23 protein-coding genes, 1 tRNA gene and 1 CRISPR repeat array are annotated in these 24,508 nt (G+C 55.7%); of the genes, 7 read left to right on the forward strand and 17 right to left on the reverse strand.

The annotated features are described in order from the left end of the window. Positions 1-67: 67 nt before the first annotated feature. From purM to QWI75_RS07450, 3 genes are all read left to right on the forward strand, one after another. Positions 68-1,105, forward strand: a complete 1,038-nt coding sequence (purM, locus tag QWI75_RS07440; protein ID WP_289268070.1) for a phosphoribosylformylglycinamidine cyclo-ligase — start codon at positions 68-70, stop codon at positions 1,103-1,105. Then, entirely contained in the window at positions 1,095-1,772 is a 678-nt protein-coding gene (purN, locus tag QWI75_RS07445; protein WP_289268071.1) for a phosphoribosylglycinamide formyltransferase, read from the forward strand. The genes purM and purN overlap by 11 nt, the downstream gene beginning before the upstream one ends. A gap of 234 nt (positions 1,773-2,006) precedes the next feature. Next, positions 2,007-2,082: transfer RNA gene (locus tag QWI75_RS07450), tRNA-Ala, on the forward strand. 296 nt (positions 2,083-2,378) lie between these two features. Continuing rightward, positions 2,379-6,503: direct repeats of the CRISPR family, unit length 37 nt; unit sequence CTTTCAGTTCCCTCTTCATCGGGAAGGACTCTTCAAC. Positions 6,504-6,692: 189 nt separating this feature from the next. On the opposite strand, the gene cas4 is transcribed toward QWI75_RS07450, so the two are convergent. From cas4 to cas1, 4 genes are read right to left on the reverse strand one after another with little or no spacing between them, the layout of a single operon-like run. Further along, positions 6,693-7,295, reverse strand: a complete 603-nt coding sequence (cas4, locus tag QWI75_RS07455) for a CRISPR-associated protein Cas4 (RefSeq protein WP_289268072.1) — start codon at positions 7,293-7,295, stop codon at positions 6,693-6,695. After that, a complete protein-coding gene (gene cas2 / locus QWI75_RS07460) occupies positions 7,231-7,548 on the reverse strand; it encodes a CRISPR-associated endonuclease Cas2 (RefSeq protein WP_289268073.1) in 318 nt (105 codons plus the stop codon). Before cas2 ends, cas4 begins: the two co-directional genes overlap by 65 nt. A gap of 27 nt (positions 7,549-7,575) precedes the next feature. Continuing rightward, positions 7,576-7,863 carry a four helix bundle protein gene (locus QWI75_RS07465; RefSeq protein ID WP_289268074.1) on the reverse strand — a complete coding sequence of 96 codons (288 nt, stop codon included), beginning with the start codon at positions 7,861-7,863 and terminating at the stop codon, positions 7,576-7,578. Positions 7,864-7,904: 41 nt separating this feature from the next. Then, positions 7,905-9,122 (reverse strand): CRISPR-associated endonuclease Cas1, encoded by a 1,218-nt coding sequence (cas1, locus tag QWI75_RS07470; RefSeq protein ID WP_289268075.1) that lies wholly within the window; start codon positions 9,120-9,122, stop codon positions 7,905-7,907. A gap of 83 nt (positions 9,123-9,205) precedes the next feature. Here cas1 and QWI75_RS07475 point away from each other — a divergent pair, with 83 nt between their 5' ends. After that, the gene (locus tag QWI75_RS07475; protein WP_289268076.1) at positions 9,206-9,442 is read left to right on the forward strand and encodes a hypothetical protein; all 237 of its coding nucleotides are present in this window, start codon (positions 9,206-9,208) and stop codon (positions 9,440-9,442) included. 276 nt (positions 9,443-9,718) lie between these two features. On the opposite strand, the gene QWI75_RS07480 is transcribed toward QWI75_RS07475, so the two are convergent. After that, a protein-coding gene (locus QWI75_RS07480) for an IS3 family transposase (protein ID WP_289268077.1) occupies positions 9,719-10,845 on the reverse strand; the annotation gives its coding sequence in 2 pieces (ribosomal slippage) (positions 9,719-10,599 and positions 10,599-10,845; 1,128 coding nt in all). Positions 10,846-10,956: 111 nt separating this feature from the next. Here QWI75_RS07480 and QWI75_RS07485 point away from each other — a divergent pair. Then, the gene (locus QWI75_RS07485; protein ID WP_289268078.1) at positions 10,957-11,337 is read left to right on the forward strand and encodes a hypothetical protein; all 381 of its coding nucleotides are present in this window, start codon (positions 10,957-10,959) and stop codon (positions 11,335-11,337) included. A 153-nt stretch (positions 11,338-11,490) separates the two neighbouring features. Here QWI75_RS07485 and QWI75_RS07490 read toward each other — a convergent pair whose 3' ends face one another. From QWI75_RS07490 to cas8a1, 5 genes are all read right to left on the reverse strand, one after another. Beyond that, positions 11,491-11,622, reverse strand: coding sequence for a hypothetical protein (locus tag QWI75_RS07490; RefSeq protein ID WP_289268079.1), 132 nt, complete (start codon positions 11,620-11,622; stop codon positions 11,491-11,493). Between the two features lie 289 nt (positions 11,623-11,911). Beyond that, positions 11,912-14,311 carry a CRISPR-associated helicase Cas3' gene (gene cas3 / locus QWI75_RS07495; protein WP_289268080.1) on the reverse strand — a complete coding sequence of 800 codons (2,400 nt, stop codon included), beginning with the start codon at positions 14,309-14,311 and terminating at the stop codon, positions 11,912-11,914. Continuing rightward, entirely contained in the window at positions 14,262-15,020 is a 759-nt protein-coding gene (gene cas5 / locus QWI75_RS07500) for a CRISPR-associated protein Cas5 (RefSeq protein ID WP_289268081.1), read from the reverse strand. The genes cas3 and cas5 overlap by 50 nt, the downstream gene beginning before the upstream one ends. Position 15,021: 1 nt before the next feature. Further along, positions 15,022-16,119: a type I-B CRISPR-associated protein Cas7/Cst2/DevR gene (gene cas7i, locus QWI75_RS07505; protein WP_289268082.1), complete on the reverse strand. Its 1,098-nt coding sequence runs from the start codon at positions 16,117-16,119 to the stop codon at positions 15,022-15,024. Between the two features lie 50 nt (positions 16,120-16,169). Further along, the gene (gene cas8a1 / locus QWI75_RS07510) at positions 16,170-17,681 is read right to left on the reverse strand and encodes a type I-B CRISPR-associated protein Cas8b1/Cst1 (RefSeq protein ID WP_289268083.1); all 1,512 of its coding nucleotides are present in this window, start codon (positions 17,679-17,681) and stop codon (positions 16,170-16,172) included. Between the two features lie 496 nt (positions 17,682-18,177). Here cas8a1 and QWI75_RS07515 point away from each other — a divergent pair, with 496 nt between their 5' ends. Continuing rightward, the gene (locus QWI75_RS07515) at positions 18,178-18,429 is read left to right on the forward strand and encodes a hypothetical protein (RefSeq protein WP_289268084.1); all 252 of its coding nucleotides are present in this window, start codon (positions 18,178-18,180) and stop codon (positions 18,427-18,429) included. Beyond that, on the forward strand, positions 18,429-18,686 hold the full coding sequence (locus QWI75_RS07520) for a type II toxin-antitoxin system RelE family toxin (protein ID WP_289268085.1): 258 nt from the start codon (positions 18,429-18,431) through the stop codon (positions 18,684-18,686). The genes QWI75_RS07515 and QWI75_RS07520 overlap by 1 nt, the downstream gene beginning before the upstream one ends. 255 nt (positions 18,687-18,941) lie before the next feature. On the opposite strand, the gene QWI75_RS07525 is transcribed toward QWI75_RS07520, so the two are convergent. The 7 genes from QWI75_RS07525 to cmr4 form a co-directional block, all read right to left on the reverse strand. Beyond that, entirely contained in the window at positions 18,942-19,643 is a 702-nt protein-coding gene (locus QWI75_RS07525) for a nucleotidyl transferase AbiEii/AbiGii toxin family protein (protein ID WP_306417605.1), read from the reverse strand. After that, positions 19,613-19,828: a hypothetical protein gene (locus tag QWI75_RS07530; RefSeq protein ID WP_289268086.1), complete on the reverse strand. Its 216-nt coding sequence runs from the start codon at positions 19,826-19,828 to the stop codon at positions 19,613-19,615. Before QWI75_RS07530 ends, QWI75_RS07525 begins: the two co-directional genes overlap by 31 nt. Positions 19,829-19,859: 31 nt before the next feature. Further along, positions 19,860-20,906, reverse strand: coding sequence for a CRISPR system precrRNA processing endoribonuclease RAMP protein Cas6 (cas6, locus tag QWI75_RS07535; protein ID WP_289268087.1), 1,047 nt, complete (start codon positions 20,904-20,906; stop codon positions 19,860-19,862). A gap of 38 nt (positions 20,907-20,944) precedes the next feature. Further along, positions 20,945-22,222 (reverse strand): TIGR02710 family CRISPR-associated CARF protein, encoded by a 1,278-nt coding sequence (locus QWI75_RS07540; RefSeq protein WP_289268088.1) that lies wholly within the window; start codon positions 22,220-22,222, stop codon positions 20,945-20,947. A gap of 5 nt (positions 22,223-22,227) precedes the next feature. Beyond that, the gene (gene cmr6 / locus QWI75_RS07545; protein WP_289268089.1) at positions 22,228-23,025 is read right to left on the reverse strand and encodes a type III-B CRISPR module RAMP protein Cmr6; all 798 of its coding nucleotides are present in this window, start codon (positions 23,023-23,025) and stop codon (positions 22,228-22,230) included. Between the two features lie 168 nt (positions 23,026-23,193). After that, a complete protein-coding gene (gene cmr5 / locus QWI75_RS07550) occupies positions 23,194-23,595 on the reverse strand; it encodes a type III-B CRISPR module-associated protein Cmr5 (protein ID WP_289268090.1) in 402 nt (133 codons plus the stop codon). Continuing rightward, positions 23,579-24,508: a type III-B CRISPR module RAMP protein Cmr4 gene (cmr4, locus tag QWI75_RS07555; RefSeq protein WP_289268091.1), complete on the reverse strand. Its 930-nt coding sequence runs from the start codon at positions 24,506-24,508 to the stop codon at positions 23,579-23,581. The genes cmr5 and cmr4 overlap by 17 nt, the downstream gene beginning before the upstream one ends.

Raw genomic sequence — 24,508 nt, forward strand, 5'->3', positions numbered from 1 at the left:
TGATGATGTTCAGTGACGCTCCATATGCGTTGACCGGATAGATTCCCTCCGTTAAGATGCGCCTCCCGTGGCCACGTACCGACAAGCAGGTGTCGACATCGAGGCGGGCAACGAGTTTGTCCGCCGGATCACGCCGCTGGTCCGCTCGACCTTTCGCCCGGAAGTCCTGACCGATCTTGGGGGATTCGGAGGGCTGTTCCGGTTCGATCCATCGCGGTATCGGGAGCCGGTGTTGGTGTCCGGTACGGACGGCGTGGGGACCAAGCTCAAGATCGCCTTCCTGATGGACAAACACGACACGGTCGGGATCGATCTCGTGGCCATGTCGGTGAACGATATCGCCGTGAGCGGGGCCGAGCCGCTGTTCTTTCTCGATTACTTTGCCACGGGAAAATTGGCGATCGGTGTCGCGGAGACGGTGGTGCGGGGAATTGCGGAAGGGTGCCGGCAGGCCGGGTGCGCGCTGATCGGGGGCGAGACGGCGGAGATGCCCTCGTTCTATCCCGATGGAGAATACGACCTGGCCGGGTTTGCCGTGGGCGTGGTGGACCGGCAGAAGATCATCGACGGGCACGATATCGTGCCGGGAGACCTGTTGGTCGGCTTGGCCTCGACCGGTCTCCACAGCAACGGATTTTCGCTGGCGCGCCGGGTATTGCTTGATGACGCCGTGCTGACTGTGTCGAGTCGAGTGGATGATCTCGCTCACTCGCTCGGCGAAACGTTGTTGACCCCGACGCGCATCTATGTCCGAACCGTCTTGAAACTGATCGCGGCGCACCGGATCAAGGGCATCGCTCATATCACCGGAGGAGGGATCACGGAAAATCTCCCGCGTGTCTTTCCGCAAGGCAGGCTCGGGCTCATCCGACGGGGTTCTTGGGCCATCCCGCCGATTTTCCCGCTGATTCAGCGCCTCGGCCGGGTGGAAGAGGAGGAGATGTATCGGGTCTTCAATATGGGGATCGGTCTGATTCTTGTGGTCCCGGCAGAGGAGGCCGAGAAGGTAGTCATGTCGGCCAGGCAGGAAGGAGAAACGGCTTGGATCATCGGCGAGGTGGCGCAGGGAAGCGCAGTCGAGCGGAGAGTGGACTATGTCGGTTAACGGAAAGAGCCAGCGGGTCAGGATTGGCGTGCTCGCGTCCGGGCGCGGGTCCAACCTGCAGGCGATCATCGATGCCATCGAAGCCGGCACCTTGCAGGCGCACATCGTTGTTGTGATCAGCAACAAGCGGGATGCCCAGGCGCTCGAACGGGCGCGCCGGCATGGCCTTCAGGATGTATTCGTCGATCCCAAACCCTTTGCGGGGCAACCGGACAGCCGCGAAGCCTACGATCGGGCGTTGCTCGATGTCTTGCACAAGCACGAGGTCGAGTTGGTGCTGCTGGCCGGCTACATGAAGATCGTGACGCCGGTGCTGACCCAGGCCTATGAGAACCGGATGATGAACATCCATCCGTCGCTCCTGCCGGCCTTTCCCGGATTGGATGTGCAGAAGAAAGCGCTGGAATGGGGCGTCAAGGTGGCGGGCTGCACCGTGCACTTCGTCACGCCGGGGGTCGATGAAGGCCCGATCATCGTCCAGGCCGCCGTTCCGGTCTTGGAGCAGGACACGCCGGAGACGTTGGCCACGAGGATTCTAGCCGAAGAACACCGGATCTATCCCAGGGCGGTGCAACTCTATGCGGAGGGCCGGTTGCGGGTGGAGGGCCGGCGGGTTCATGTGGAGGGGGCGCCGGCGGCGGCAGTAACTTCCCTGTTGAATCCCTAGCCGTGAGACACCTGGGGCTGAGCAGGTAGAGAAGATGAGGCCTAGAGAATACCTGACAGGCCGACCCAGGTTTCGGTAGCGGCAAGCCTGATCGGTCGTGTATAATCCGTTCACGAAAATAACGCACCGAGTGCCGATCTTCCTCCCCGTCTCCTCCGCAGTTCTGGTCGCCGCGGCAATTCAGCCTCGGCCGTGCCTGCGGTCAAGAAGGACGGCACTCGGGCATCCCAAGGTGGGGGGCTAGCTCAGTTGGGAGAGCACTACGTTCGCAACGTAGGGGTCGCGGGTTCGACTCCCGTGCCCTCCACCATACCGCACTTCGTGAGACCCGGCGCCTCATCGGCGATAGCCCTCTTCCTTGCGGCGCCGGATAAACACCTTCAGTGAATCCGTTCTCTTGGTTTAACTATCAACCTTCGCTTGAGCCGCGGGGCTATTCTTGAATTTATCGTCATTGCGCCCCGCGAAGAGATCCTTCAGCGTTTGTCTTCTTATTATCCGCACTTCGTGTGCCATCGGCTCTTCAGGCGTAGCCTTCTTCCTTGCGCCCGCGGATAAAGACCTTCATTTCCCCTGGTTGCGCCGTATCACGATTGGGCTTCGCACCTTTCAGTTCCCTCTTCATCGGGAAGGACTCTTCACGGCATGCAGCATCTCTGAAAGACAAGCTGAAACAGCCTTTCAGTTCCCTCTTCATCGGGAAGGACTCTTCACGCCTTAAACGGCCGCCACGGCAAGCCGGCGGGCCATGCTTTCAGTTCCCTCTTCATCGGGAAGGACTCTTCACGTGCGGCCGTATTCCAACAATCCGTATCTCAGCGGAGTCTTTCAGTTCCCTCTTCATCGGGAAGGACTCTTCACGTTCGCCCCACGGTTGCAGAGCGTGGAACAGAGAGAGGCTTTCAGTTCCCTCTTCATCGGGAAGGACTCTTCACGCGCGTACCAGGAATGATTGACCTTTCCATCTGACAGCTTTCAGTTCCCTCTTCATCGGGAAGGACTCTTCACGTGGGACGAGGTTGGCTTGCCGGAATAGTTGATTGCCTTTCAGTTCCCTCTTCATCGGGAAGGACTCTTCACGGGAGGATCGCATGGGGACAACCGCCTACAAATCGTTCTTTCAGTTCCCTCTTCATCGGGAAGGACTCTTCACGGTCGATGGTGCTGGCGTGGGCGCAGATGCCGAAGTTCTTTCAGTTCCCTCTTCATCGGGAAGGACTCTTCAACCGAAATGCTGGCCCCAGAAGTGGCTCCGGGACCGGCCTTTCAGTTCCCTCTTCATCGGGAAGGACTCTTCACGCGTAGATCCACTCGGCTCATTCGGCCAGGTTTGTGCTTTCAGTTCCCTCTTCATCGGGAAGGACTCTTCACGGTTGTCGTTTGCATGCTGCTATCCGGCATGCTCAGCCTTTCAGTTCCCTCTTCATCGGGAAGGACTCTTCAACCGACGAGACGTGTTGCTGGTCTGAGATGTTGATCCACTTTCAGTTCCCTCTTCATCGGGAAGGACTCTTCAACTCGGCTGCGGACTGGGCGACAGGCCCAAGTCCGTGCTTTCAGTTCCCTCTTCATCGGGAAGGACTCTTCAACGCCGGATATGCGGCCAGGCCCACTCAAACAGCTTGTCTCTTTCAGTTCCCTCTTCATCGGGAAGGACTCTTCAACACCCTCAGCGGTGAGACTAGCCGCAACGGTGAGACCTTTCAGTTCCCTCTTCATCGGGAAGGACTCTTCAACCCAGTCAGTCTTTGCTCAAGCCGGGGGCATTGTCTCCTTTCAGTTCCCTCTTCATCGGGAAGGACTCTTCAACGTTATGAAGGAATATCCACAATCTGGATTTTCAGGAACTTTCAGTTCCCTCTTCATCGGGAAGGACTCTTCAACGCCGGAATGCGCGGCAGGACGATGCGCGCGAGCGTCCTTTCAGTTCCCTCTTCATCGGGAAGGACTCTTCAACGATTAAGTGGGCCAGGAAGGATCGCGGGCTCACCCAACCTTTCAGTTCCCTCTTCATCGGGAAGGACTCTTCAACGAGTCGAGGAGCCCTGGGGGGATGCGCCGATCAATCCTTTCAGTTCCCTCTTCATCGGGAAGGACTCTTCAACCGATAGATCGGAATACCCGCCTTGTCGGCTTCCGGCCTTTCAGTTCCCTCTTCATCGGGAAGGACTCTTCAACGGCGGCTGACTTGGTCCGCGCCTATCACGCTCGCATCCTTTCAGTTCCCTCTTCATCGGGAAGGACTCTTCAACCATGTGACGTATCAACGCCATCCAGATATATCGCTACTTTCAGTTCCCTCTTCATCGGGAAGGACTCTTCAACGGCTGCTCTATGTCGATACAGATTCGGTGTTCGTGCCTTTCAGTTCCCTCTTCATCGGGAAGGACTCTTCAACCGTGGGAGCTGGGTTGGGGCCACGTGCCGTGACGATCTTTCAGTTCCCTCTTCATCGGGAAGGACTCTTCAACGGGCAGCAGCTCACGCTCCACCTGCCGGAGGTAGATCCTTTCAGTTCCCTCTTCATCGGGAAGGACTCTTCAACTCTGTTGCCGAACGTGCGCGGCACGGTATCTTGAACTTTCAGTTCCCTCTTCATCGGGAAGGACTCTTCAACCGGGTGTGGGCGGCTGCGAGCCGTGCCAGCCTGAAAGCTTTCAGTTCCCTCTTCATCGGGAAGGACTCTTCAACGATGGTGCAGAGAATGTCAGAACGGAGGGCTGCGTCTTTCAGTTCCCTCTTCATCGGGAAGGACTCTTCAACTTCGAGCCGATCGTGATGGTCGGGGTAAATTCGACCGCTTTCAGTTCCCTCTTCATCGGGAAGGACTCTTCAACTGCCAGCCGGGGAAAGAGGCCGAAGACCGGATTGCGTCTTTCAGTTCCCTCTTCATCGGGAAGGACTCTTCAACGACCCGGCGACGTGGGAAGGGGAATCCGAAGTCGATCCTTTCAGTTCCCTCTTCATCGGGAAGGACTCTTCAACTTCTCGCCTCTCGCTCCGCTCCGAAAGCAATTCCTCTCTTTCAGTTCCCTCTTCATCGGGAAGGACTCTTCAACTCGGATCAGGTGGTAGACATCACCTACTTCCTCGCGTCTTTCAGTTCCCTCTTCATCGGGAAGGACTCTTCAACCACCCCAGATAGGCCCTTCCCTAGAAGGACACCTACTTTCAGTTCCCTCTTCATCGGGAAGGACTCTTCAACAAGGTGACGCGGAGCAGCTCGCGCCGCGCCTGAGACCTTTCAGTTCCCTCTTCATCGGGAAGGACTCTTCAACAATTTATTGCGTGGTTGTCTGATGGGTCCGACTGTTCTTTCAGTTCCCTCTTCATCGGGAAGGACTCTTCAACATCGGATGACGCATGTAGGGATGGTCCATGTTGGTCCTTTCAGTTCCCTCTTCATCGGGAAGGACTCTTCAACGAAGAACTCATCAACCAAGCGTTCCTTGCGCTGGACTTTCAGTTCCCTCTTCATCGGGAAGGACTCTTCAACTATAGCGGGGCCATCGTGGGCGGGTCGTACTATCTCTTTCAGTTCCCTCTTCATCGGGAAGGACTCTTCAACTGTCGGCGTTGAATGGCCGCGTCAGGAGAATCCCTCTTTCAGTTCCCTCTTCATCGGGAAGGACTCTTCAACAGGAAGCCCTTACGGATTTCTCGCACTGGATTTTCACTTTCAGTTCCCTCTTCATCGGGAAGGACTCTTCAACTTCGAGCCGATCGTGATGGTCGGGGTAAATTCGACCGCTTTCAGTTCCCTCTTCATCGGGAAGGACTCTTCAACCGTAGGCGTACCAGTGATCCCGAGGCAGGTCATCCATCTTTCAGTTCCCTCTTCATCGGGAAGGACTCTTCAACTACCAACATGAACGAGACACCGAAATTTATTGTGCTTTCAGTTCCCTCTTCATCGGGAAGGACTCTTCAACACCTCAAGAAGGCCCACCTGGAAGACATGCGGAACACTTTCAGTTCCCTCTTCATCGGGAAGGACTCTTCAACTTGAAAAATCCTCATTTACCATAGGATGCCGAGCCCCTTTCAGTTCCCTCTTCATCGGGAAGGACTCTTCAACTGCCTTGTTACTTGCGTTAGTGTGGCTAATCATACCTTTCAGTTCCCTCTTCATCGGGAAGGACTCTTCAACGGGGACAAGACGTTCTGCTACCTCACGCGACACCACACTTTCAGTTCCCTCTTCATCGGGAAGGACTCTTCAACGTGGAACAGTGGGGCGAAGGGAAGGTGCTGCTGGTCTTTCAGTTCCCTCTTCATCGGGAAGGACTCTTCAACCGGCGCGAATACACCATCAAACGCTTGATACACATCCTTTCAGTTCCCTCTTCATCGGGAAGGACTCTTCAACTGTCCACCTTCCCCGGAGCCACAGAGAGTTTCTCCCTTTCAGTTCCCTCTTCATCGGGAAGGACTCTTCAACTTCCCATCCACGATCGCGCACCACTCGGTTGTAGCTTTCAGTTCCCTCTTCATCGGGAAGGACTCTTCAACAAAGTCACCATTGATGCCCCACTTTCTCAGTTCACCTTTCAGTTCCCTCTTCATCGGGAAGGACTCTTCAACCGGGATCAGGTGGTGGACATCACCTACTTTCTCTCTTCTTTCAGTTCCCTCTTCATCGGGAAGGACTCTTCAACCGCGAAGGAGATCATCGCGTCCGTTCACCAGGCCGTCTTTCAGTTCCCTCTTCATCGGGAAGGACTCTTCAACCGCTCACGAAGCCCTTAATAAACAATGACAATTCAACCAGGCGCCAAGTCGATTCATCGAAAACCCCTCGATTGTCGAAAAACCTGGGTGGTTTGCGAAAACCCACTTCGCGCAATCCGCGACCCGTGATCCGCTTCCCGAGCCCCGCCTCCGTCAGCGGAAACCGGACAACGGTCTGCGGACTGCCGCTCAAAACACATCCCCGCAGTAATTCCGATACTCGCAATCGGTGCAGCGCGAGCTGACCTCCGTGGCGGCCGGGACCCGTTGCGACAGAATCATTTCACGAATCCGATCGAGCGCCACGACGGTCTTCGCTCTGAGCTCATCGGTCATCTCCACCGGTTCGATACTGTTCGTCGGAATCAGATAAATGAATCCGCGCGGAACCGGATGGTGATACGCCTCTTCCACAAGCATGGCGTATCCGCAGAGTTGCAGCAGATGGTTGGAGCGCACCGGCCCCGTCGTTTCCTTGAAATCCACCGGATACCGCCCCGTGGAGGATTCAATCAACAGGTCCAGCTTGCCGGACAGTCCGAGGACCGAGGAACTGAGCCACACATGAAAGCGGCGCTCTCCATCAGGCAATCCGTATCGCTGCACACCTCGCCGTTGCTCGAGCATGTCCAGGCGGGCCTCCGCCGACTTCCCATGCTCCATCTTGAAGGTCGCCTTTCGCTCGACGGGCATCACGTACTGGTAATAGACGACACGAGGGCAGTACTCATACTGCTTCAGATCGTTCACCCGCAGCATCAGCTTCGCCGGATGCGGATTCGGTCTCGGCATCGTCGTTCTCCACGCGCAATCCGACCCGGATGTCTTTCTCGCACACGGGTTGAAGAAGGATTTTTCCCGGCCGTTCGCCTAGCGTGTCGCGTAACCGGAGGAACAATTCTTCTCGTTTATTGCGGGTCAGCGTACCCGCAAAGGCACTGAATTGGATGCGCGCCAACCCGTAGTCTTTGCACACCTCGGCAATCTTCGTTCGCACCGCATCATCGGGAATATCGTACAAAACATACGTGGTGATTTCCTCCACGGTCCGTTATCCGTTATCCGCCGTCCGCTATCCGCTGCCCGCCCGCCGCGTTTTGCTTGGTGCAGGTTTGCGGTGGGGTTCAAGCCGTGTGATGAATCGGTAAATCATCGCTGCCAGCTTATCCCCTGCGTCGAGCAAGTAATCCAAATTCCCGACTCCATCGGAGAACAGTTTAAGCCGCCTCGCCAGCTCAAGACACGTCACCACCTCATGGACGGAGTGATAAGCGTACCAAAGAAAGCGCCTGAAGTCGGTTTCTGAATCGCAGCCCGCTCCTTCAGCGATGTTCAGGTTCTGGCCCCTCTGCGCATCCATGCCCGTCTCATGTTGCCGACAGCGGGTTGCGGACAGCGGTCTCACCACTTGAACCCAAACGGCTGATAGGCGCCTTCCCGGCGCAGGAACGTACAGAGACTGCGCGCCTGCATCTGGATGATCGACTTGATCTGGTATTTCTTGCCTTTCACGGTCTCGGTGGACTCCAGCCGTTCGAGAATCTTGGCCGCGTAGCGCGAGCGGGTCTCTTCATCCAACATGCCGGCCTTCAAGGTCACGGCCTCCCCGAGATTGATATGAGCGATCACGGTCCGATCGACCACCGGCTGCCGAAATTCCTCGACCAGATCCAGCACCAATGAGGGCTTGCCGGGACGATCGACGTGGAGGAAGCCGGCGAAGGGCTCCAGCCCGGCATTGAGCACGGCGCCCCAGACCTGGGAATAGAGGATGCCGTAGCCGTAATTCAACAGCGCGTTCACGGCGTCGGTGGCGCCGCGATGTTCGCGTCCCATGAATTCGCCGCGTTGGCCGATAATCTCTTTGACGCCGTCCCAATAAAGCCGTCCTCCGGTGCCCTCGTAGCCCATCAACGAATCCCGGACGTCGTCGATGCGCTGACCCGCGATCCGCTGGACTGCCGGCCGCAGCTCCGCAATCTGATCCGCGAGCCGATCCACGCGCGCGAATCGTTCCGGATCAGCCTGCTTGAGATATTTGCCGAAATAGCGGAGCAGCCGTTCCTGGTTCGTGAGCTTCCCGGTCACAATCAACTTGGCGAACTCGACCCCCCGTTCATCCGCAATGGCCGCCAACTGTTCGCGACGCGAGATCACCGTGGCGGTCAACATGGGAGAACTCAGCATGGCATAGGGCTTCCCACCGCCAGTGAGAAAGCTCAGGCGAATGCCGCGCTGGCACAGTTCCTCGATCAAATCCGAAGACAACGACACCCCACGTGAGGCCACCACGACTTCGCTCAAGCGAAACAAGGGAAACTCGTAAACCACCGTCTTCCCTTGCCGTACCAACAGCCGCTCGCTCTTCTTCGAGAGATACATGCCGAAGCCGGACAGCACCACCTGCGAGGTATCGCCGGTTTTCACCATCCGAATGCCCTCATCGATGATCCGCTCCTCGCCATCGGGTGGCTCGGTCTCGATCGGCACGACCACCGCTTCCGGCTCTCCAGTGAAGAGGTTGATCTGCGCAGGCGGCAGTTCGCGTGCGGCCTCAGGCGCCGCGACTTCGGGATGGATACGGGGCAGGGGATTAGGTTCAGGCGCTGGTGGGTTCATAGCCGCGCTCCAACTTGTGCCGCGTCCAAGAAATTGACCGCGACTTGTAGATTGGGTACGTTCTGGGTCAAGAAAGGAACGCAATGTGCGCCAAACGTAAACCAGTTCCTCCAGATCCAATTACTGCAGCTACAGGATTCCTCAAGGGCGAATGCTCGCTAACCAAGGATCTCCGCTGTGAGCACCAGAACGAGGCGCGTCGTAAATCCGGTGCTGATCCTCCTGCCAAGCGCCTCGCTGGCGCTTCCAGGAAGGTCCGCAAGGAAAGCATGCGGGTCAATGCCGGCTTCGCCGCCATCGAGCATGAGCCAGACGCCTGAGCCCCTTTCAAGAACCTCTGCCCAGTCTCCACCAGCGGCCGCACCGCACCGTCGAAAGCAAGCGTGTACAGCCAAACCCTAATCGTGTCGCTTAAGGTGAGCCTTGAACGGATTGATGACGGTCATGCCAGGAATCTTTTTGAAGTCCCTCTCATTCTCGGTCACGATACTGCCGATGCCATGCTCCAGCATGCAGGCGGCTATCAAAACGTGAGGTGGCTCCGCTTGTTTGGACAGAATCTTTCAGTTCTTAAGTGGCGCCTCGCGGTGTTTTGCCTACGCGGCAGTGTGCCGTGCGGGCAGGTTGTCAAAGTACACGCGATCCGGCGTCCGCCCGTCAAGAGCCCGATGGGGTCTCGTCTGGTTATAGAAAGTCAGGTAGCGTCCTAACCCCTGTTGGGCCTTGGTAACGGTCTCGTAGGCGTGGAGATAGACCTCTTCATATTTGAGGCTCCGCCACAGCCGTTCGACGAACACATTGTCGCGCCAACGCCCGGTTCCATCCATACTGATCTGAATGCCGTGGGCTGTCAGAAGCCCGGTGAATTCCTGACTGGTGAACTGACAGCCTTGATCGGTGTTGAAGATCTCCGGGCAACCATACCGGGTGATCGCCTCCCGCACGGCTTCCACGCAGAAGTCCGTCGTCAACGTATTGGACAGCCGCCACGCCAGCACCCGGCGACTGGCCCAGTCCAGGATCGCACAGAGATAGACGAAGCCGCGCTGCATCGGGATGTAGGTGATATCCGCCGCCCACACGTGGTTCGGACGCGTGATCGTGAGCTGGCGCAGCAGATAGGGATAGATCCGGTGGGCGGGATGCCGGTGACTGGTGCGGGGTTTGCGGTAGACTGCCGTGATCCCCATGCGCCGCATCAGCGTCGCCACATGGCGCCGTCCGACTCCATGGCCCTCGCCCCGGAGGACATCCCGGAGCATCCGGGCGCCGGCAAACGGATACTGCAGATGCAGTTCGTCAACCCGGCGCATCAGGGCCAGCGTCTCCGACGACACCGGCACGGGCTGGTAGTAGACCGTGGACCGGGCCAGCTTCAGCAGTTGGCATTGCCGCCCGATTGGTAATTGATGCGTGCGATCGATCATCGCTTTGCGCTCAGCAAGCCCGCCTTGATGAGCGCGCCTTCTAAAAAATCATTCTCCAACGCCAGTTGCCCGATCTTCGCATGAAGCGTCTTGAGATCCGGTGCCTCCGACGACGGTTTCGTCCCGCCAAACACGTCCGCCGCCCGGCCCACCAGTTGCTGCTTCCATTCGGTGATCTGAGTGGGGTGGACGCTGAATTGCTCGGCCAACTCGGCGAGCGTCTTGTCGCCTTTGACCGCGGCCAATGCGACCTGCGCCTTGAAGGTGGCGCCATGATTCCGTCTCGTGCGTTTCATTGCCTCGCTCCTCTCGTCGGCCACCTCGCGGTGGCGGTGGTGAAGCCAGGCTACCACTTACCACACTGTCCGAATTTCCGGAGCCCCCTCTGCGTCCCAGAAGGAGGCACGATGGAGTATAACCAACTCGATGGCCTGGACAACGGTTCCCGGACGCCGATCCAGGACGCGCCACTTCGTCGAACCGAGGATTTCTTTCACGATGCGTCCAGCCTGATCAACCGGCATGGGGCGTTCGATCTTGCTCGTCGCAACAGCGAAGAACTCGCACAGGTTTTGTATGGTTGTGAGCCCGCCGCCGTCATTCCAAATGGCGAGGACAAGGGCTTGCGCGACAGTCTGCTTTCGTGCGTCCAAATGCACGTAGGCGTGAACCAGAACAGTGGTATCAATAAGCCGCTCACCAGCGGTCATAAAGTTCCTCGCGGCGGCGGTAGCGCAGCCTTCCACCCTTATGCGGGTGCTTCAACAGTTCAATCTGGCGCTTCGTGATCTCGTTGTCTTTTGCGGCCTGATCGAGCGGCTTGATCTCGACTAGAGCCTGACACTCATCCGGCAAGTCAGGCCTCTCTTCTAAGACAATCGTGTTGCCTTTGATGACTCCTCTGTAAACTTTCATCGTTAGGTTCCTCCACGGCAATAAACCTATTCTCTATCCTCATGCAGCTCGTCTCGCTTCCGATACTGGAGCTTCCCCATCGCAAATCCAGTTTCCAGCATGGCTTTTTGGCGGTTGATGATGTCCTGTTCTTCTTCCTCCGTGGCCTTCACGAGCACGAGGGCCTCAGTCCCGTCGCCACATCCAGTTTGTCCTTGAGCACCACCGTGTTGCCTTTCACGATGCCTTTGTACGTCTTCATGGCCTGTTCTCCATTGTCATCTCCAGCGCATGCCCAGCATTATCGCCAAATGCCGGCTGTTGGTCATCTCATTCCGCATGTCTGAAAGACCGCCGCCAGAGTTCCAGAAGCAGCAGCGCCTGTCTGCCTGCCCGCAGCCCTGCAGGCAGGCCAGGGCATAGGCAGGCCGCTCGGAGAAAGCGAGGAGTACTGAAATCTCCCAAAGATTAGTTCAATTTTAGCCCATGGATCGAATCATAGGGCACATCCACAACAATAGGATCTGCGCCAGATGAGCTTAACACCTTATCGGCTCGTCGAAGTTGCCAGAATTGGCCAGAGGAGATTGGAACAAGGAGTTCACCGGAACGCAATGGGTCCTGGTCGAGTGCATTTTCGTACTCCGTCACAAGTACCTTTGGCAGCACTTCTGTGCCATCGAACATCTTGTCGAATGCTTCCGCCAACTCATCGCTCGATTGGAAAGCGCGAAGGTTTGCCAGGCATGCTACGGCAAACTCCTCCTGGCAGTCTGATACTTCCTTAGCCCATTTTTCGTGAATAGCGCCAGCATATATTCTGTCGAGCCAGGGACCAATCTGCGACTCATTAATAATTGTATTGGCGTTTTCTTCCAGTATCCGAAGCGAACCGGCAACATACTCTTTCTCATAGACACCTTGACCCCCCAGAGGCTCTGTTACGACATGAACGTCACACGAAGTATGACGACGACCTCTGTTTACTCGCCCAAAACGCTGAATCAGTGATTCAAGAGGCGCCGGCTCTGTGAAGATTGTGTCAAAGTCAATATCCAGACTGACCTCAACAACCTGAGTAGCGACAAGGACTGCCGGGGTCGCTGTTTGCTGTCGATTGCGGGTTCCCATCTTCATAAGAAGATTTTGTTCTTTGCCAAATCGATCTCGGGCGTTAAAGCGGCCATGGATAAGCTCAGACACAATAGCGATCGATGAGAGTGGTTCACTAAGAGCGCGATGAACATTGATTGCAGTAGCAACTGTATTGCAGACAACCAGTACTGATTCACCTCCGGACGCACGCTGTGCGATTTGTTCTAGAACGGCGGGTTCTGTGATCCTGCCCTTCACAATTCTTATGGTATGACGGGCGAATTGTTTAAAGAGGGCATCTCCTGCACTGACATGCACGACCTCTCCAAGAACTCGGTGAAGAACTCCGGCGAGTATCGACGGAAAGGTTGCCGACATAATCAAGAATCGGCCTCCAAGATTTCTTCGAAGATGTTCAATCATGCCTAAGATCATGCCCAGCCGCTTTGGTTCATAAGCATGGATCTCATCAAAGATGAAAAGACCATCAACCGCGTCTGTGAGCAGTGCTTCGTAGCCTTTCAATCGAAAGGCTCCACGGAGAAGTTGATAGGGAGTCAGAACCCGTATCGGATGATGACAGAGACGAGCAAGAGCCTGTTCGCGGTGCGCGACGATCTCTGCCTTCTCTGGGACATACCCTTTCTCCAAAAGGTTTCGATAAAGAGCCTGAAGTGCGCGGGAGTGCTGGAGTGAAACGCTTTCAGGAAAATGGCGAGAGAGCCGAGCGTGCATGGCATTGAGACTAGCTTGATAGGGGAGGAGATAATAGATGCGTCCACGGCAATCACCGTTCGCCTTTTGATTGACGCTCCAGAGAATCGCGGCTTCCGTTTTCCCACTCCCCGTTGGAGCAACGAGCAGAGCATGCCCAGAGCGCGATGCTGCCTCCCGTTGGTGTGGAAAGAGTGCATCTGTGCGGCCCAGGCCCAAGATCTTCACCATTTCCTCTATATTCTTAAACGGGAGATCTGCAGGGCGTACATGAGCAGAAGCAGTGTGGTCTGCGAGAAGAACGAGTCCGCGAAGGACAAGGGCGGTGAGGTTTTCGGATGACGAGGAAGGTTGCTCTCCAAGTTTCCGGACAAGCCGTCGGTAAGCCTTTAATGCATTGTGAATTCTCGAGACTGCAAGTTCACGAAAATTGGCTGCGGGGTGTGCTGGCAGGTCAGGAAAGACTTCAAGCTCTGGCAGTTTGTTCTTCCTTGCTAATTTAGAAGAATCTATTGCTATCCAGTTCGCAACAGCTTCCACTATGGGGTCACTCACCTCTGCCAACAGAGAGGAGACAGGGTCGTCTTCGGAATCATCAAGTTCAGAGTAAAGTCGAGTGATGTCACTGATGTCCCGATGATGCGAGGCAATACCGGCTGCAACCCATGGATGGTCGCCTTCATTGCCATCAGGCAGAGCCCATTCAATAAATGCTAGCGAGAGGATTTCATGGCGTTGCCCCCATGATTCTCCACCCGGGCGGAGTTGAGCTTGGAACCCTTTCGCGATTTTCCCCATATCATGCAGAACGCATGCCCAGAACGCTCGATGCCACAGGCGAGGCTCGCCCACTCGCTCGGCAAGGTTAGGAAATAGTTCGTGAAGATCGCCTAAGCGAGCTACGACCGCAGCGGTATGGCCTATAAGGGTTTCTCCTCGAGTCGAACCAGGCCGTGGACTTTTAGCCCAAATTTCCGCCAGGGTTGTCTTGTGGTCAGTGTCCACTGTTTTATGAACTACCTGTGAAACTGTGAAACCACACAATTCTATGGGTTCCATGTTTTGGAGGTGATTGGGGGTCAATCCAAAGCTCCAAAGGCTCGTTTTTGATGTGCAACACCTGTCGGGAGCCAAACAGGTTGCCTTCTTCGACTGACGAGTAGTAAACAATATCCCGGAGAAGGATGAAGCGATCGAAAACTGGTTCTCTCTGTGGTGGGGGACCGATATAGCGCGGCATCAAGACGGTGGTGCCGCGTGCGGTTCGCCTGCGGAAATGAGAAGGCAGAATCGTTGCCTCGAAGTATCCACGGTCTGACCGTTCAAGTGTGGCTTCTTCAACTTTGCTATAGCAGGCCAGGTCCTGCGAGCGTCCCAAGACGACCGGAAAGCGGGGTTGTAAGAATGCATCAGCGAGGTCTATTCGGTTCAGATAGAGAACAAGCCTGGCTCCCAAAAGAAACTCCCGACGAGTAGGCTGCACGGTAGCATTAAGAACAGTTGAGTGTGTTTCTCTCCCAACTTGAAACCGTCCTCCAGCAGGAACCACAATCTGCTGATTTTCCAAATCCTCCCCTTTGCCAAGGGCCGTAAACCAATAAGCAAACTGGAGACTTGTTGAGTCCGGCCATTCTCCCAAGGCGCTGGCAATATGGCCAAATATTGTAGAGGGAGGAGGCATGTCAAAGCTTAACTGGCGTCCAACCAAGAAGTGGGGGTAACGAAAGGAGCAGGTTGGCGCTTCTATCTCAATGCGAAGGACTCGCATGTCAGTCGTACCATTTCTTGTTATTGCTTTGTTTGAGTTCTTCTGCCAGAGCGATCATTGCCTCCCGCGGGTGCCCCCACCGGAATTTAATGCTAGATCGCTCAGCATCGCTCAGCAATTCGACGGCCTGCCGATGATCATCCAAGTAACCCTTAGCCCATCCCACAAATACATCAGAAAGAAGTTGGTCCTTGTAGACCTTCAAAATTTCTTTTAGCGCATCGAGACTGATCGCAGGTTGACCATTACTATTGGCGCAGACGATTCGGTAAAAGGGATGGTTGCCAGATCGCGTGACGGCAGCAAAAATCAGACTCGGTGTTACGTCAGTATAGTGGAGCGTCAACTTAGCGCCACCTTCCATCTCGCCGATCGCACGTATCAGGGATGCGACACGTTTAGCTCGGTCTTGGTGGGATAAACGGAAAGCAGGTTGTCCATAAACTGTTGCCTCTTGAAGGTGCCGTTCCCTAGCAATTTGAATGCGGTTTTCATCAAGATTCCGATAACCAACTCGCCCTCCGTTGAAAAATGTGCCGGCAGTGGTCAGGTTGAGCGAAAAGAGTCCTTGGAGGGTCGCTCTATAGAATTGGTGCTGATAGAGAACGGGGTCTCCATCATGCCGAGCCATTGTTCCCCAATCTTCGACAAGCTTTACTGGCCCAAGAGAGACCAGAGTACCAACCCTAAATGGAGAGATTCGCGTTATACTGACTTCCTTCCCTTTCTTTTCTTCCAGCGGCGTTAGCTTTTGATAATTTGGATCTTTCTGGCGACGATCTTTAGACTTGGAATCTGGTGCGCGCATGTATCCAAACAAATCGTCATCCCAATACTCGATCGGGTTGCTGGCTGGATAGGCAAGGTTTTCGTTTTCCTTGTACGTTGGTGCCATTGCCCAGGCAGCATCGTTTTTCGAAAGAGTTTCTCTCAGCCAATATCGAACCGCCTGTGCCGACACATATGGAATTGGCCCAGTTGGCGTGCGTATAAATTTCACAGCCATTGCATTTTCAACCCGTGCTGTCTCGTCCTTCCCAGCATTGTTCAGCGCCGATGCTGGAGCATCGATTAACATCATTCCAGTGACAAAAGCCATGTCTCGCTCCTCCTTTTCCTCAAAAGCGGATTCCCTGTTTGCAGGGATACTTATGATGCTGCCAGATTTGCAGCTTCATCTTCGGTTTCTAGTTCCTGAAGCGCATCGGGTTGTTTGCCAAACCAGCCCTGCCGATGCAATTCTTCAATGACCCGAATCAACACCAGGTCTCTGGCCAGCGTCCAGTCTGTTCTGGCCAATTCCTCTCCTTCTTCAAAGACGAGCAGGAACTCATCCAGCCCCAGTAAAGGAGGTTGTCCCTTCTTGAGACGGACGTTGGAGGCTTTGATGAGCAGATTCCTCAAGATCACATACCGATTGGCCCGATAAAGTCCCTGAAAAAGGCGTCGGTCGTTGTCCAATGCGATGTGTTGAGCGACCCGATCGCCAAGTGAACGGATCGCCTCAATCCGGCTCTTTTCCATTCCAATCACCTCCTTCAGAAATAGGCGTGTTATGTCCCAGGAGACGAGATCGAATTGCCGGGTTAAGTGATAGTCCCGGCGCGGGTCGCTCTCGCGTGCGAACCGATGGGCTTGACGAAGAAAATAGGTGCGGACAAAGCGGGCTGCATTGGCTGGTAGATCAAATAGGTCATCATAGAGATAGTTACGATTCATTTCAGGGTTCCAGGGTTTCTCTCCGTGCGTGTTTGTAGCTTGTTTGTGTTTCTTTCTCCCCTTGCTTTTCTTCTGCTTGTCATCCTCTGAAGTTCTCTCTCTCGCCGAAGACTGTATCTTTTGCCAAACCTGACTCGTACCAGCTCGAGATACTGCGCGGATGAATTTGACGACCTCAGAAGGAAGTTGGAAAAGATCAATATCAGGGCCTTGACCGGAATTGGTCAGGTGATACACCGTGACTGATGGTGCCGGTTCGTCCTCACTCCATTCTCGGCGCTCGTGTTCAATTTCTAATAGAACATGGACAATTAAGGTTTTCGGGGCCTTTGCATCGAGATATTTTTCTTTAGACTTGTCAGTTAAAAGGAGGAGCTTTCGATTATCGTTGAGGAACCGGTGAGCGAAGGCATAGGTAAGCTTCGGATCATCGGGACAATGAACTGCCAAGGCCCGCCCGTAACAACGACGAGCGCCCATAGGGAAAGCTTGGATTGCCAGAAGATAGGCACCTGAAATAGGCAGGCCGCCGGTGCCTGCAGGGAAAAAGTTGAGAACGTCCTCCCCCGTGATCATCGGCACGTGTTGTCTGTAGACGATCCGGCTAGCTGGTTCACCAGAGAATATACAGCGAAGGCCTGATGCGTGAGGATCAGGTGGTTCCTGAAATGCATAGAGGACTTGTCGTTTAAATTGCGCGATATTTTCGGATTTCATTTTTATTTTTGCACCGGGCTGCGCACCTGGTTGAACATAAGCAGCGTTCGGAAAGACACAGGTGAGATATGAGAGCAGTTTCCCCGAGAAGTATTCCTTCTCCAGAAAGTTTGCCACCTTAAGCAGATCTTTCTTGGTTAAAGTCGAAGGATCAGGTTTCTCGCAGAACGCCGATAACGTTGCCACGCCGACATCGGCAATTGGATGACCTGTATATCGCAGCATCACATCACTCTTATATAGTTTGTCTTCCAAAGACCGCACTAACTCATACCGCCCATTTCCCCATACTGCATACTTCCCCACGTGAGTGTACTGCGTATCCGTTTACCGTGAACCGTCGTCCGCAGTCCGCGAACCGCAATTCGCGAGCCACCGCCTGCGAACTGTTATCGGTCGATGGAGAACCGTCCGCCCTTGTCGTGCACAGGACCTTGTATCCGCACGATGTATGGAGCGTGGTGTGCACTGGTGGCCCATCAGGTATCACGCCCATGTGACATCCGAGGTCACAACGCTGAAGACTGTGACCCGCCATCCGCACACCGCTTCCCGCTCTCGGCGTTCCGCTGACCGGTTAGCGTAAACCGCGGCCCGGAATCCGTGACCTGTCATTGGTCGACGGATAACGGAAGACGGGCAACGGAAAACGGGATACCGGAGTCCCGTTTGACCGTTTACGGCCAGTGCTGGTAGCATCTCTTTGCCTTAGAGTGCCTCCATGAGCGAAAAAGAATCGCTTCATCCCCCTCGATTTGTCCGGAACGAACAGGGTGAGATTATCGACGTCATTGTGTCCTATGACGATTATCGGCAATTCCTTCGGACCCTTGCCGCTCATGCTGATTGGGAAACACTGCCTCCCTATCTTCAGGATGCCATTGATCACCTGCTTGCTGAAGAAGCCAAGGCTGAACCTGGATCATCACAGCCCATCCGTGCAGTTCTGGGCAAACCTGGCAAGACTGCCTGATGGTCTACCAGGTTCTGCTCCGACCTGCCGCGGAACGCGACCTCGCTAAGCTTCCTCCCGATATTCGCACCAGGTTGGCCGATGTTCTGTTTGCCCTCGAAAACGATCCTCGCCCTCATGGCGTGACCAAGCTGGCGGGAGGCCACGATGTGTGGCGCGTCCGCGTCGGCGACTATCGCGTTCTTTTCGAAATCGACGATTCTGCCCAAACCATTCTCATCCTTCGTATCGCCCACCGCCGGGATGCTTACCGCTGATGCCATTCCATAACCTCATACTGTCCGTTTCCCCACACCGCGTACTTCCTATTGTCCGTGAACCGTTCACCGCTGCCCGCAATCCGCGAGCCGCTCACCGTGAGCCGTGTTCCGTGATCCGTTTACCGCTATCCGCATCCCGCTGACCGTCTACCGCTGCCCGCAAACCGCTTTCAACAGCCCGTGATCGGTCGACGGGCAACGGAAGACGGGCGACGGAGAACCGGAGTCCGTTCGCCGTGAGCCGTCGAACCTTCATCGCTCCTTCTCCAAGGATCGGGCAATCAGTTCTCTCGCCAGGGATTTATAGAAGGACGCTATTGCCACTGGATCATAGGGCTTGAGCATCGGCAGCTCGCCTTGCGACGGAAGGTCTTCCAGAAATCTGCCTTTGAGGATATGGTCGATGCCTGTGACGCCGAATTTCCGCTGAGTCTGCTGGATTGCGTCCCACAGGCTGATTGTCGGAAACTCGCGAAGCAGAAAATAGACGTCGAGATAATCCTTGAAATCCTTTCGATCCGTGAGCGCCATGAGTTTGTTGGCCAGGATGTCTCGCCAACCGTCAACCTGGACGCCTTCGACGGCCAGGCGCGGCTCAAGCGGGGGAAACGGATATTTCGTGAACTCCACTTTCATGGTCCGCTGATTGTAATCATGAAGCAGGAACAACCGGCGATCGTATTTCCGCTCATGCTGAATATTGGCGACGTGTGGAATCGCTCGAAGGAAACCGAGGACGGACTCCAGATCGACTTCCTGCTCGGTAAAGAAGTCGAGATCTTCGGAGTGCCGATGCCGAAGATAGAACGCCGACAGGGCCGTTCCACCGGTCAGGTAAAAGTGCTCGCGGAGCGGGGAGTTCCGGAAGCGTACAAGGAGGGTTTTTTGTTCCTCCGTCAGAATTGAATTGTCGGTAATCGAGTTCAGGGATGGGTCTCCCAGGCGCGATGATATTCTTCAATCAGCGCTTTCGTGGCTCCATCGACCTTCAGTCGATCGCGATAGGTATAGAGAAGAGCCACCGTGTCACGGTCTTTCCCGTAGAGAGGGAAAAAGTCTGCGATCCGCTGCAAACGCCACAACAGATCCTGGGGGGGCTCTCGATAATCCCACAGCAACTCTTTGGGGACAGCAATCATCTCGCTTCGCTCTTTCGAGAGTCGGCGACCATTATATAACTCTCACTTCATATTGCCCATTTCCCCAAACCGCATACTTTCCCACATGGGTGTACTGGCCAAGGATCAGCAACGGCAGGAACTCTTCGAAGTCGCCCTCATACGTCACTTCGCCCACGAAGCCGCCCATGTCGTGGGCCTGACCGGTCTTCCAGGACCGGCGGTCGCGGTCTTCCCATCTGATCTTGCAACTCACGGTTCGGATGGCTTCCGCCCGTTCGCCGAAGGCTTTGAAGTCTACGTCGAGCGTGTCGTCGCAGTAGAAATGGCCGAGCGCGTTGATGCGGTCGCGCAGGCGCTTGATCAGGTGCTGGAACTCGGGGCGCTCAACAATCCTGCCGTCGGCTTTGAGGAGCGTCGGGGTGAGGAAGCGCACCGCTATCCGTTTTCGGTTATCCGTCGTCCGCGATCCGCGGTCCGTTGGCTGTAAGCTGTTCCCCGTGAACCGTTCAGAAGCGAGACGGCGGCAGTCATCGAAGGTTAAGCGGAATGAAGAGGGTCGAACCAATTGTGTTGCGGAAGAGTAAACCTCTTCTCCCTCAGGAGCTTGCTCACGGGTAACGGAAAACGGATGACAGGCAACGGCCTCGCGTAGCGCGAGCGCGCGAGCTAAAGCGTAGCGCCCTCGGCCGAGCCCGATGCCTTGGTCGCCCAACTCCCGGAACGTGACCGCAAAATAGGGAAAGTAGTCGAGCGCTCTGCCGATGAGGATCAGGTCGAAGGACAGGGCCTCGCCCGGTCCAGCCACCGTCTCAAGCCCGTTCGGCGGCCGGAACACGAAGGGCCGCGGAATGTCCTGATTCAGGCTCAGCCGGTCGCTGCCGGGCGGAGGGCTCGGCTCAAAGATCTGCCCGTACGGGCAAGTGGCTTTCATCGCGCAGGTCTGGCGGCAGTCGGCCGGCGTCGGACAGACCAGCCGTTTGAACGTGGCGCCGAAGGCGCCGCGGAGGGTGTTGCCGGGATTGCGCGGATGAAGGGCCAGGCGATCTACCGCCTCTAACTCGAACCTGAAGTGGGCGAGGGAGAATGAGTTCAGCATGGTACACAGCATTCAGAACAGACCCAGCGAATCATCTTTTACGCGTGCTCGAAAACTTTAAGTTCTTGAGGAAGCTGGTGCACGGTGACCTCACTTCTTTCGGATCGTGGAATACTTGCTAAAGCTTGCCGACAGAGTATGAGTCCAACGTTACCTTTGTTCTGCCACCGGGCTGAATCAATTGGTTCCAGTCCGTGTGCAAGGATGGAGGAGTTCCGCACCCCTAAGAAGTCTTGGACCTTGGATTTGTTCTCGGCAAACCAGGCCCCAAGATGGTCGTCGTGCAGCTCTTGGAGAAGAGCCCACGAGGGAAACAAGGGAATTTGGATTTTGCCGGTGTCTGAGCGGTGACGTTCAAATGAAGCCCGACGCTGTGCCGGGATCTTCTGCAAGTCAACGTTCGAAGTGTCAATTCCGTGTTTCGCCCTCAGCCGCACTTGAGCTATCAATTCCAGCGCTCGATAGATCCGTGCGGCTGCATCGTCATAGCGACCTTGAATCGCTCGCCGCTCTGCATTGAGAAACAGATCTTCAACTCGAAGATAGGGGTCTCTCGGCTCTACTCGGCAGAGATCATCCAGCATGATGCTGGACTCCTTGAGATACGGCCGGTATGGTTGCAATAGGGTCCGTGCTTCATCGTGATTGAACCTGTCCCATGCATCGAGGCCTCGGCAGATCGCTAACCCGGCCCGCACCTTGTCCGAAAAGGATTCGCTGATTGGCATCTGGCCAATTCTTTCCAGCATAGAGGCTGCTCCCGCATAATCGAAGCGGGATAGGCGGGCCTGAACCTCTTCGAGCTTTCTTCTGCCTCTCAGGTCCCACACGGCGATGGGTCTGGAAAACTGGCTCCGATCTCTCACCTTTTCAAGGTCCGTGCGGGTCCCTGCAATCAAGTTCAATTCGCACCACTCCGAATCCACGGCCGCCAGAGCCAAGCCGGCGGTCATGGACTTGGTTCCCCCTGTATAGTCAGCGATAAGGCGGGCGTGAGGCTGCTCATGATGCAGCTTGATGAGAATCCGGATGGATTCGAGGTAACACGCTTCGAGATTATCGAAGTGCTCAATCTTCACCACGTCAAATTGGTCGGGGGACAAACCAACCTGCGTTGGAATATTTGGAAGGTCGGGTTTGTCCAATTTAGGGTCGCTCTTGATGATCTTGCCTTCGCCGATGACTTGCACGTACGAGCCCTTGGCGGTAGGGGTCTCGTCTGAGCACAAGAAAACCACTCGGTCCGGCTTCAGCGTTTGGATTGCCGTCACCAGTGGTTGATGTGACCCGCCCACGGTCAAAACGAGGATTGTCATGGCTCTCACACGAAGTATCCGTAACCGGCGGCTGTCTTCGCTCCGGCTCCCAGGGTTTTCAGGCCCTCGATGAGCCAAGCCTTGGCTTTGTTGAGAGCATCCTTGGCTTCGTTAGTTCGCGTCCGGCACAGGAGGGCAAACTCGAATTCAACACCAGGTGAGACGGTCAAGAAAAAGATGGGGTTCGGACTCTGATCGTCAGATGGAGCCAACGCTTTGCCTTGCTTGTCTTTCTTCTGTTGGTACCAGTCGGGATAATGGGGGTTCATGATATCCACTTCGATCCAATTCTTTCCGGGCGGTGAGATGGGGATGGCATCCAGGACATCAACCAGCCCCGCGGCCTTCTGTGTGCCGAAGATTGTTTCGTGTTCACCGTTGGACCTCGCGACTGCCAATGCCAGCCCTTTCAATCCTGAGCCTGGCAGCATGGGGACGCCGTAGAGACGGTGAAATACGATGTTGGTTTCAAGCGGGCTCGCCCCTGCCAGCCCGATGGCCAAACGCCAATCAGTCTTGGCGCGGAACCGGCAGGCCAGCCCTTGTTGCTCTAACGGCTTGAGCCACGCTTCACGGCGAGCACGCCACTCAGTGGCTAACTTGCGAACTGGCTCAACATTGGCCGCCCTTGCCGCATGGTCGAGGTTATCCCGTTTGCGGTCTTCTTCTTTCTGTTTTCCGCTGCGGGTAGTGGTTACTACTTTGAAGTCCCACTGATTTGGGCCTTGACGCACTGGTCCCCACCGAACAAACCGGGTGAGCCAAAGGCCTGGATGCACAGGGTGTTGAAGGCGGCGCAGCACTTCTTCTGCAACCTTGTCCTTGTGGGGGAGTGGAAGCCGGCTTAATTGAGGCGGCCCAGCTTGGCTGCCCGGCGAGCCTTGATGAGTTGGAGGCGGTCCAGGCCTCCCAGGTCCCCTGGGTGATGACGAACCCGGCCTACTGCCTCTGCGATCCCAGGTTGGCATACTTCATCCTCGCGCTGTTCCACGTTCGGGTTTTTCGATGGCGGCCTCGGCGAAGCGCTTGAGCCATTGCAGATAGGCTAAAGCTTCGGTTGTTGCCATACGGTAGCCTCGGCTGTCACCGTCCATCAGCGCTTTGAGAACTCCGTCCTTCCCTTTGGCGTAGTCAAATCGCTCGAGCCACTCCTCCAGATCGGCAAGAGCCATGGCGTGGTGACCTTTCCCCTTGCTGGCAAGAAAGGCCATGGTCTGACCAAGCCCGCACTGTTGGATCATGGCAGGAAGCCCCATCACAAGCTGGCGATACTCGCCGGCAAGTTTTCCATTAGTCTCTCCACCGGCGTCCCGGTTTTTCTGGATGCGATCATGCGCGAACTTGGCGCGATCCTGCTCAGCGAGCCTTCCCATCGTTGCCTCCCCCGAAACGCACCAACGCGAACCCTCGTCCGGTGGTCTCGTCTCCACCTACTTGGATTCGTTGGCCGTCAAAGGTCTTGATCTTTTGAGACACCCACGCGGCGGTCCAACTGGCCTGCTTGTTGTCGGCCATTGGATCTTGAAGCAAGACTAGCGCGCAGAAGGCGCTGTCGCTCGGTACGTGTTCCTCCGTCCAGAGTGCACCTGGCTGAACGGTCTTCGTGTTCTCATCCAAACGGACACGCGTGACAATTTCTGTGGCCGTCTTTGCGAATTCGCGGAACTCATTATCTGGAAGAACCACGAGGTCGGCAGCAAGCTTGGTTTTCCAGAAGCCAAAGGCCGCGTCGTTTGTGAACAGTTGTCGGCTCAGCCAGTCGCCTAACTGCTTAATGTCCTGATTCGCCTCCGCAGTATAGGAGAATTCTTCGAGGATGATTGGACCCTGCTGTGCAGAACCCGAAAGAAGTGCTGAACCAGTGGGGACAAGCGCACCGTCCTTGGCCGGTGGAGCCGGCACATTAGGCAGACCGTCGAGGCCGCAGTGTGTAAGGTCGCGTCTGAGCCGTGCCAACACATGAGGGCAAGTCGTCCAAGCAAAGACGGTCCCAATCGCCCTCACAGGGAACAGGAGGATACGTGCGTCTGTGAACGAAATCGCGCCAGCATGTTTATCGGCTTCGCCAGTCTCAGGCCCGAACATCGCCGCGATTTCGTCAGACTGCCAGTTGCACTCCCGTGCTAGAGATCGAAAGACACCCTTGAGGCTCGATCCCTGGATGATGGGATAGTCTGTGTAGCGTTCGCGCTGAATCGGAAGGTCAACCGTCCCCACCTGCGCTCCTGTTCCCGGATGCAAGGGGGTCTCGGTATAGAGAAAAAGCGGAATTGCGAGCTTTGCCAT

It is taken from the genome of Nitrospira tepida (assembly GCF_947241125.1).
Lineage (GTDB): Bacteria > Nitrospirota > Nitrospiria > Nitrospirales > Nitrospiraceae > Nitrospira_G > Nitrospira_G tepida.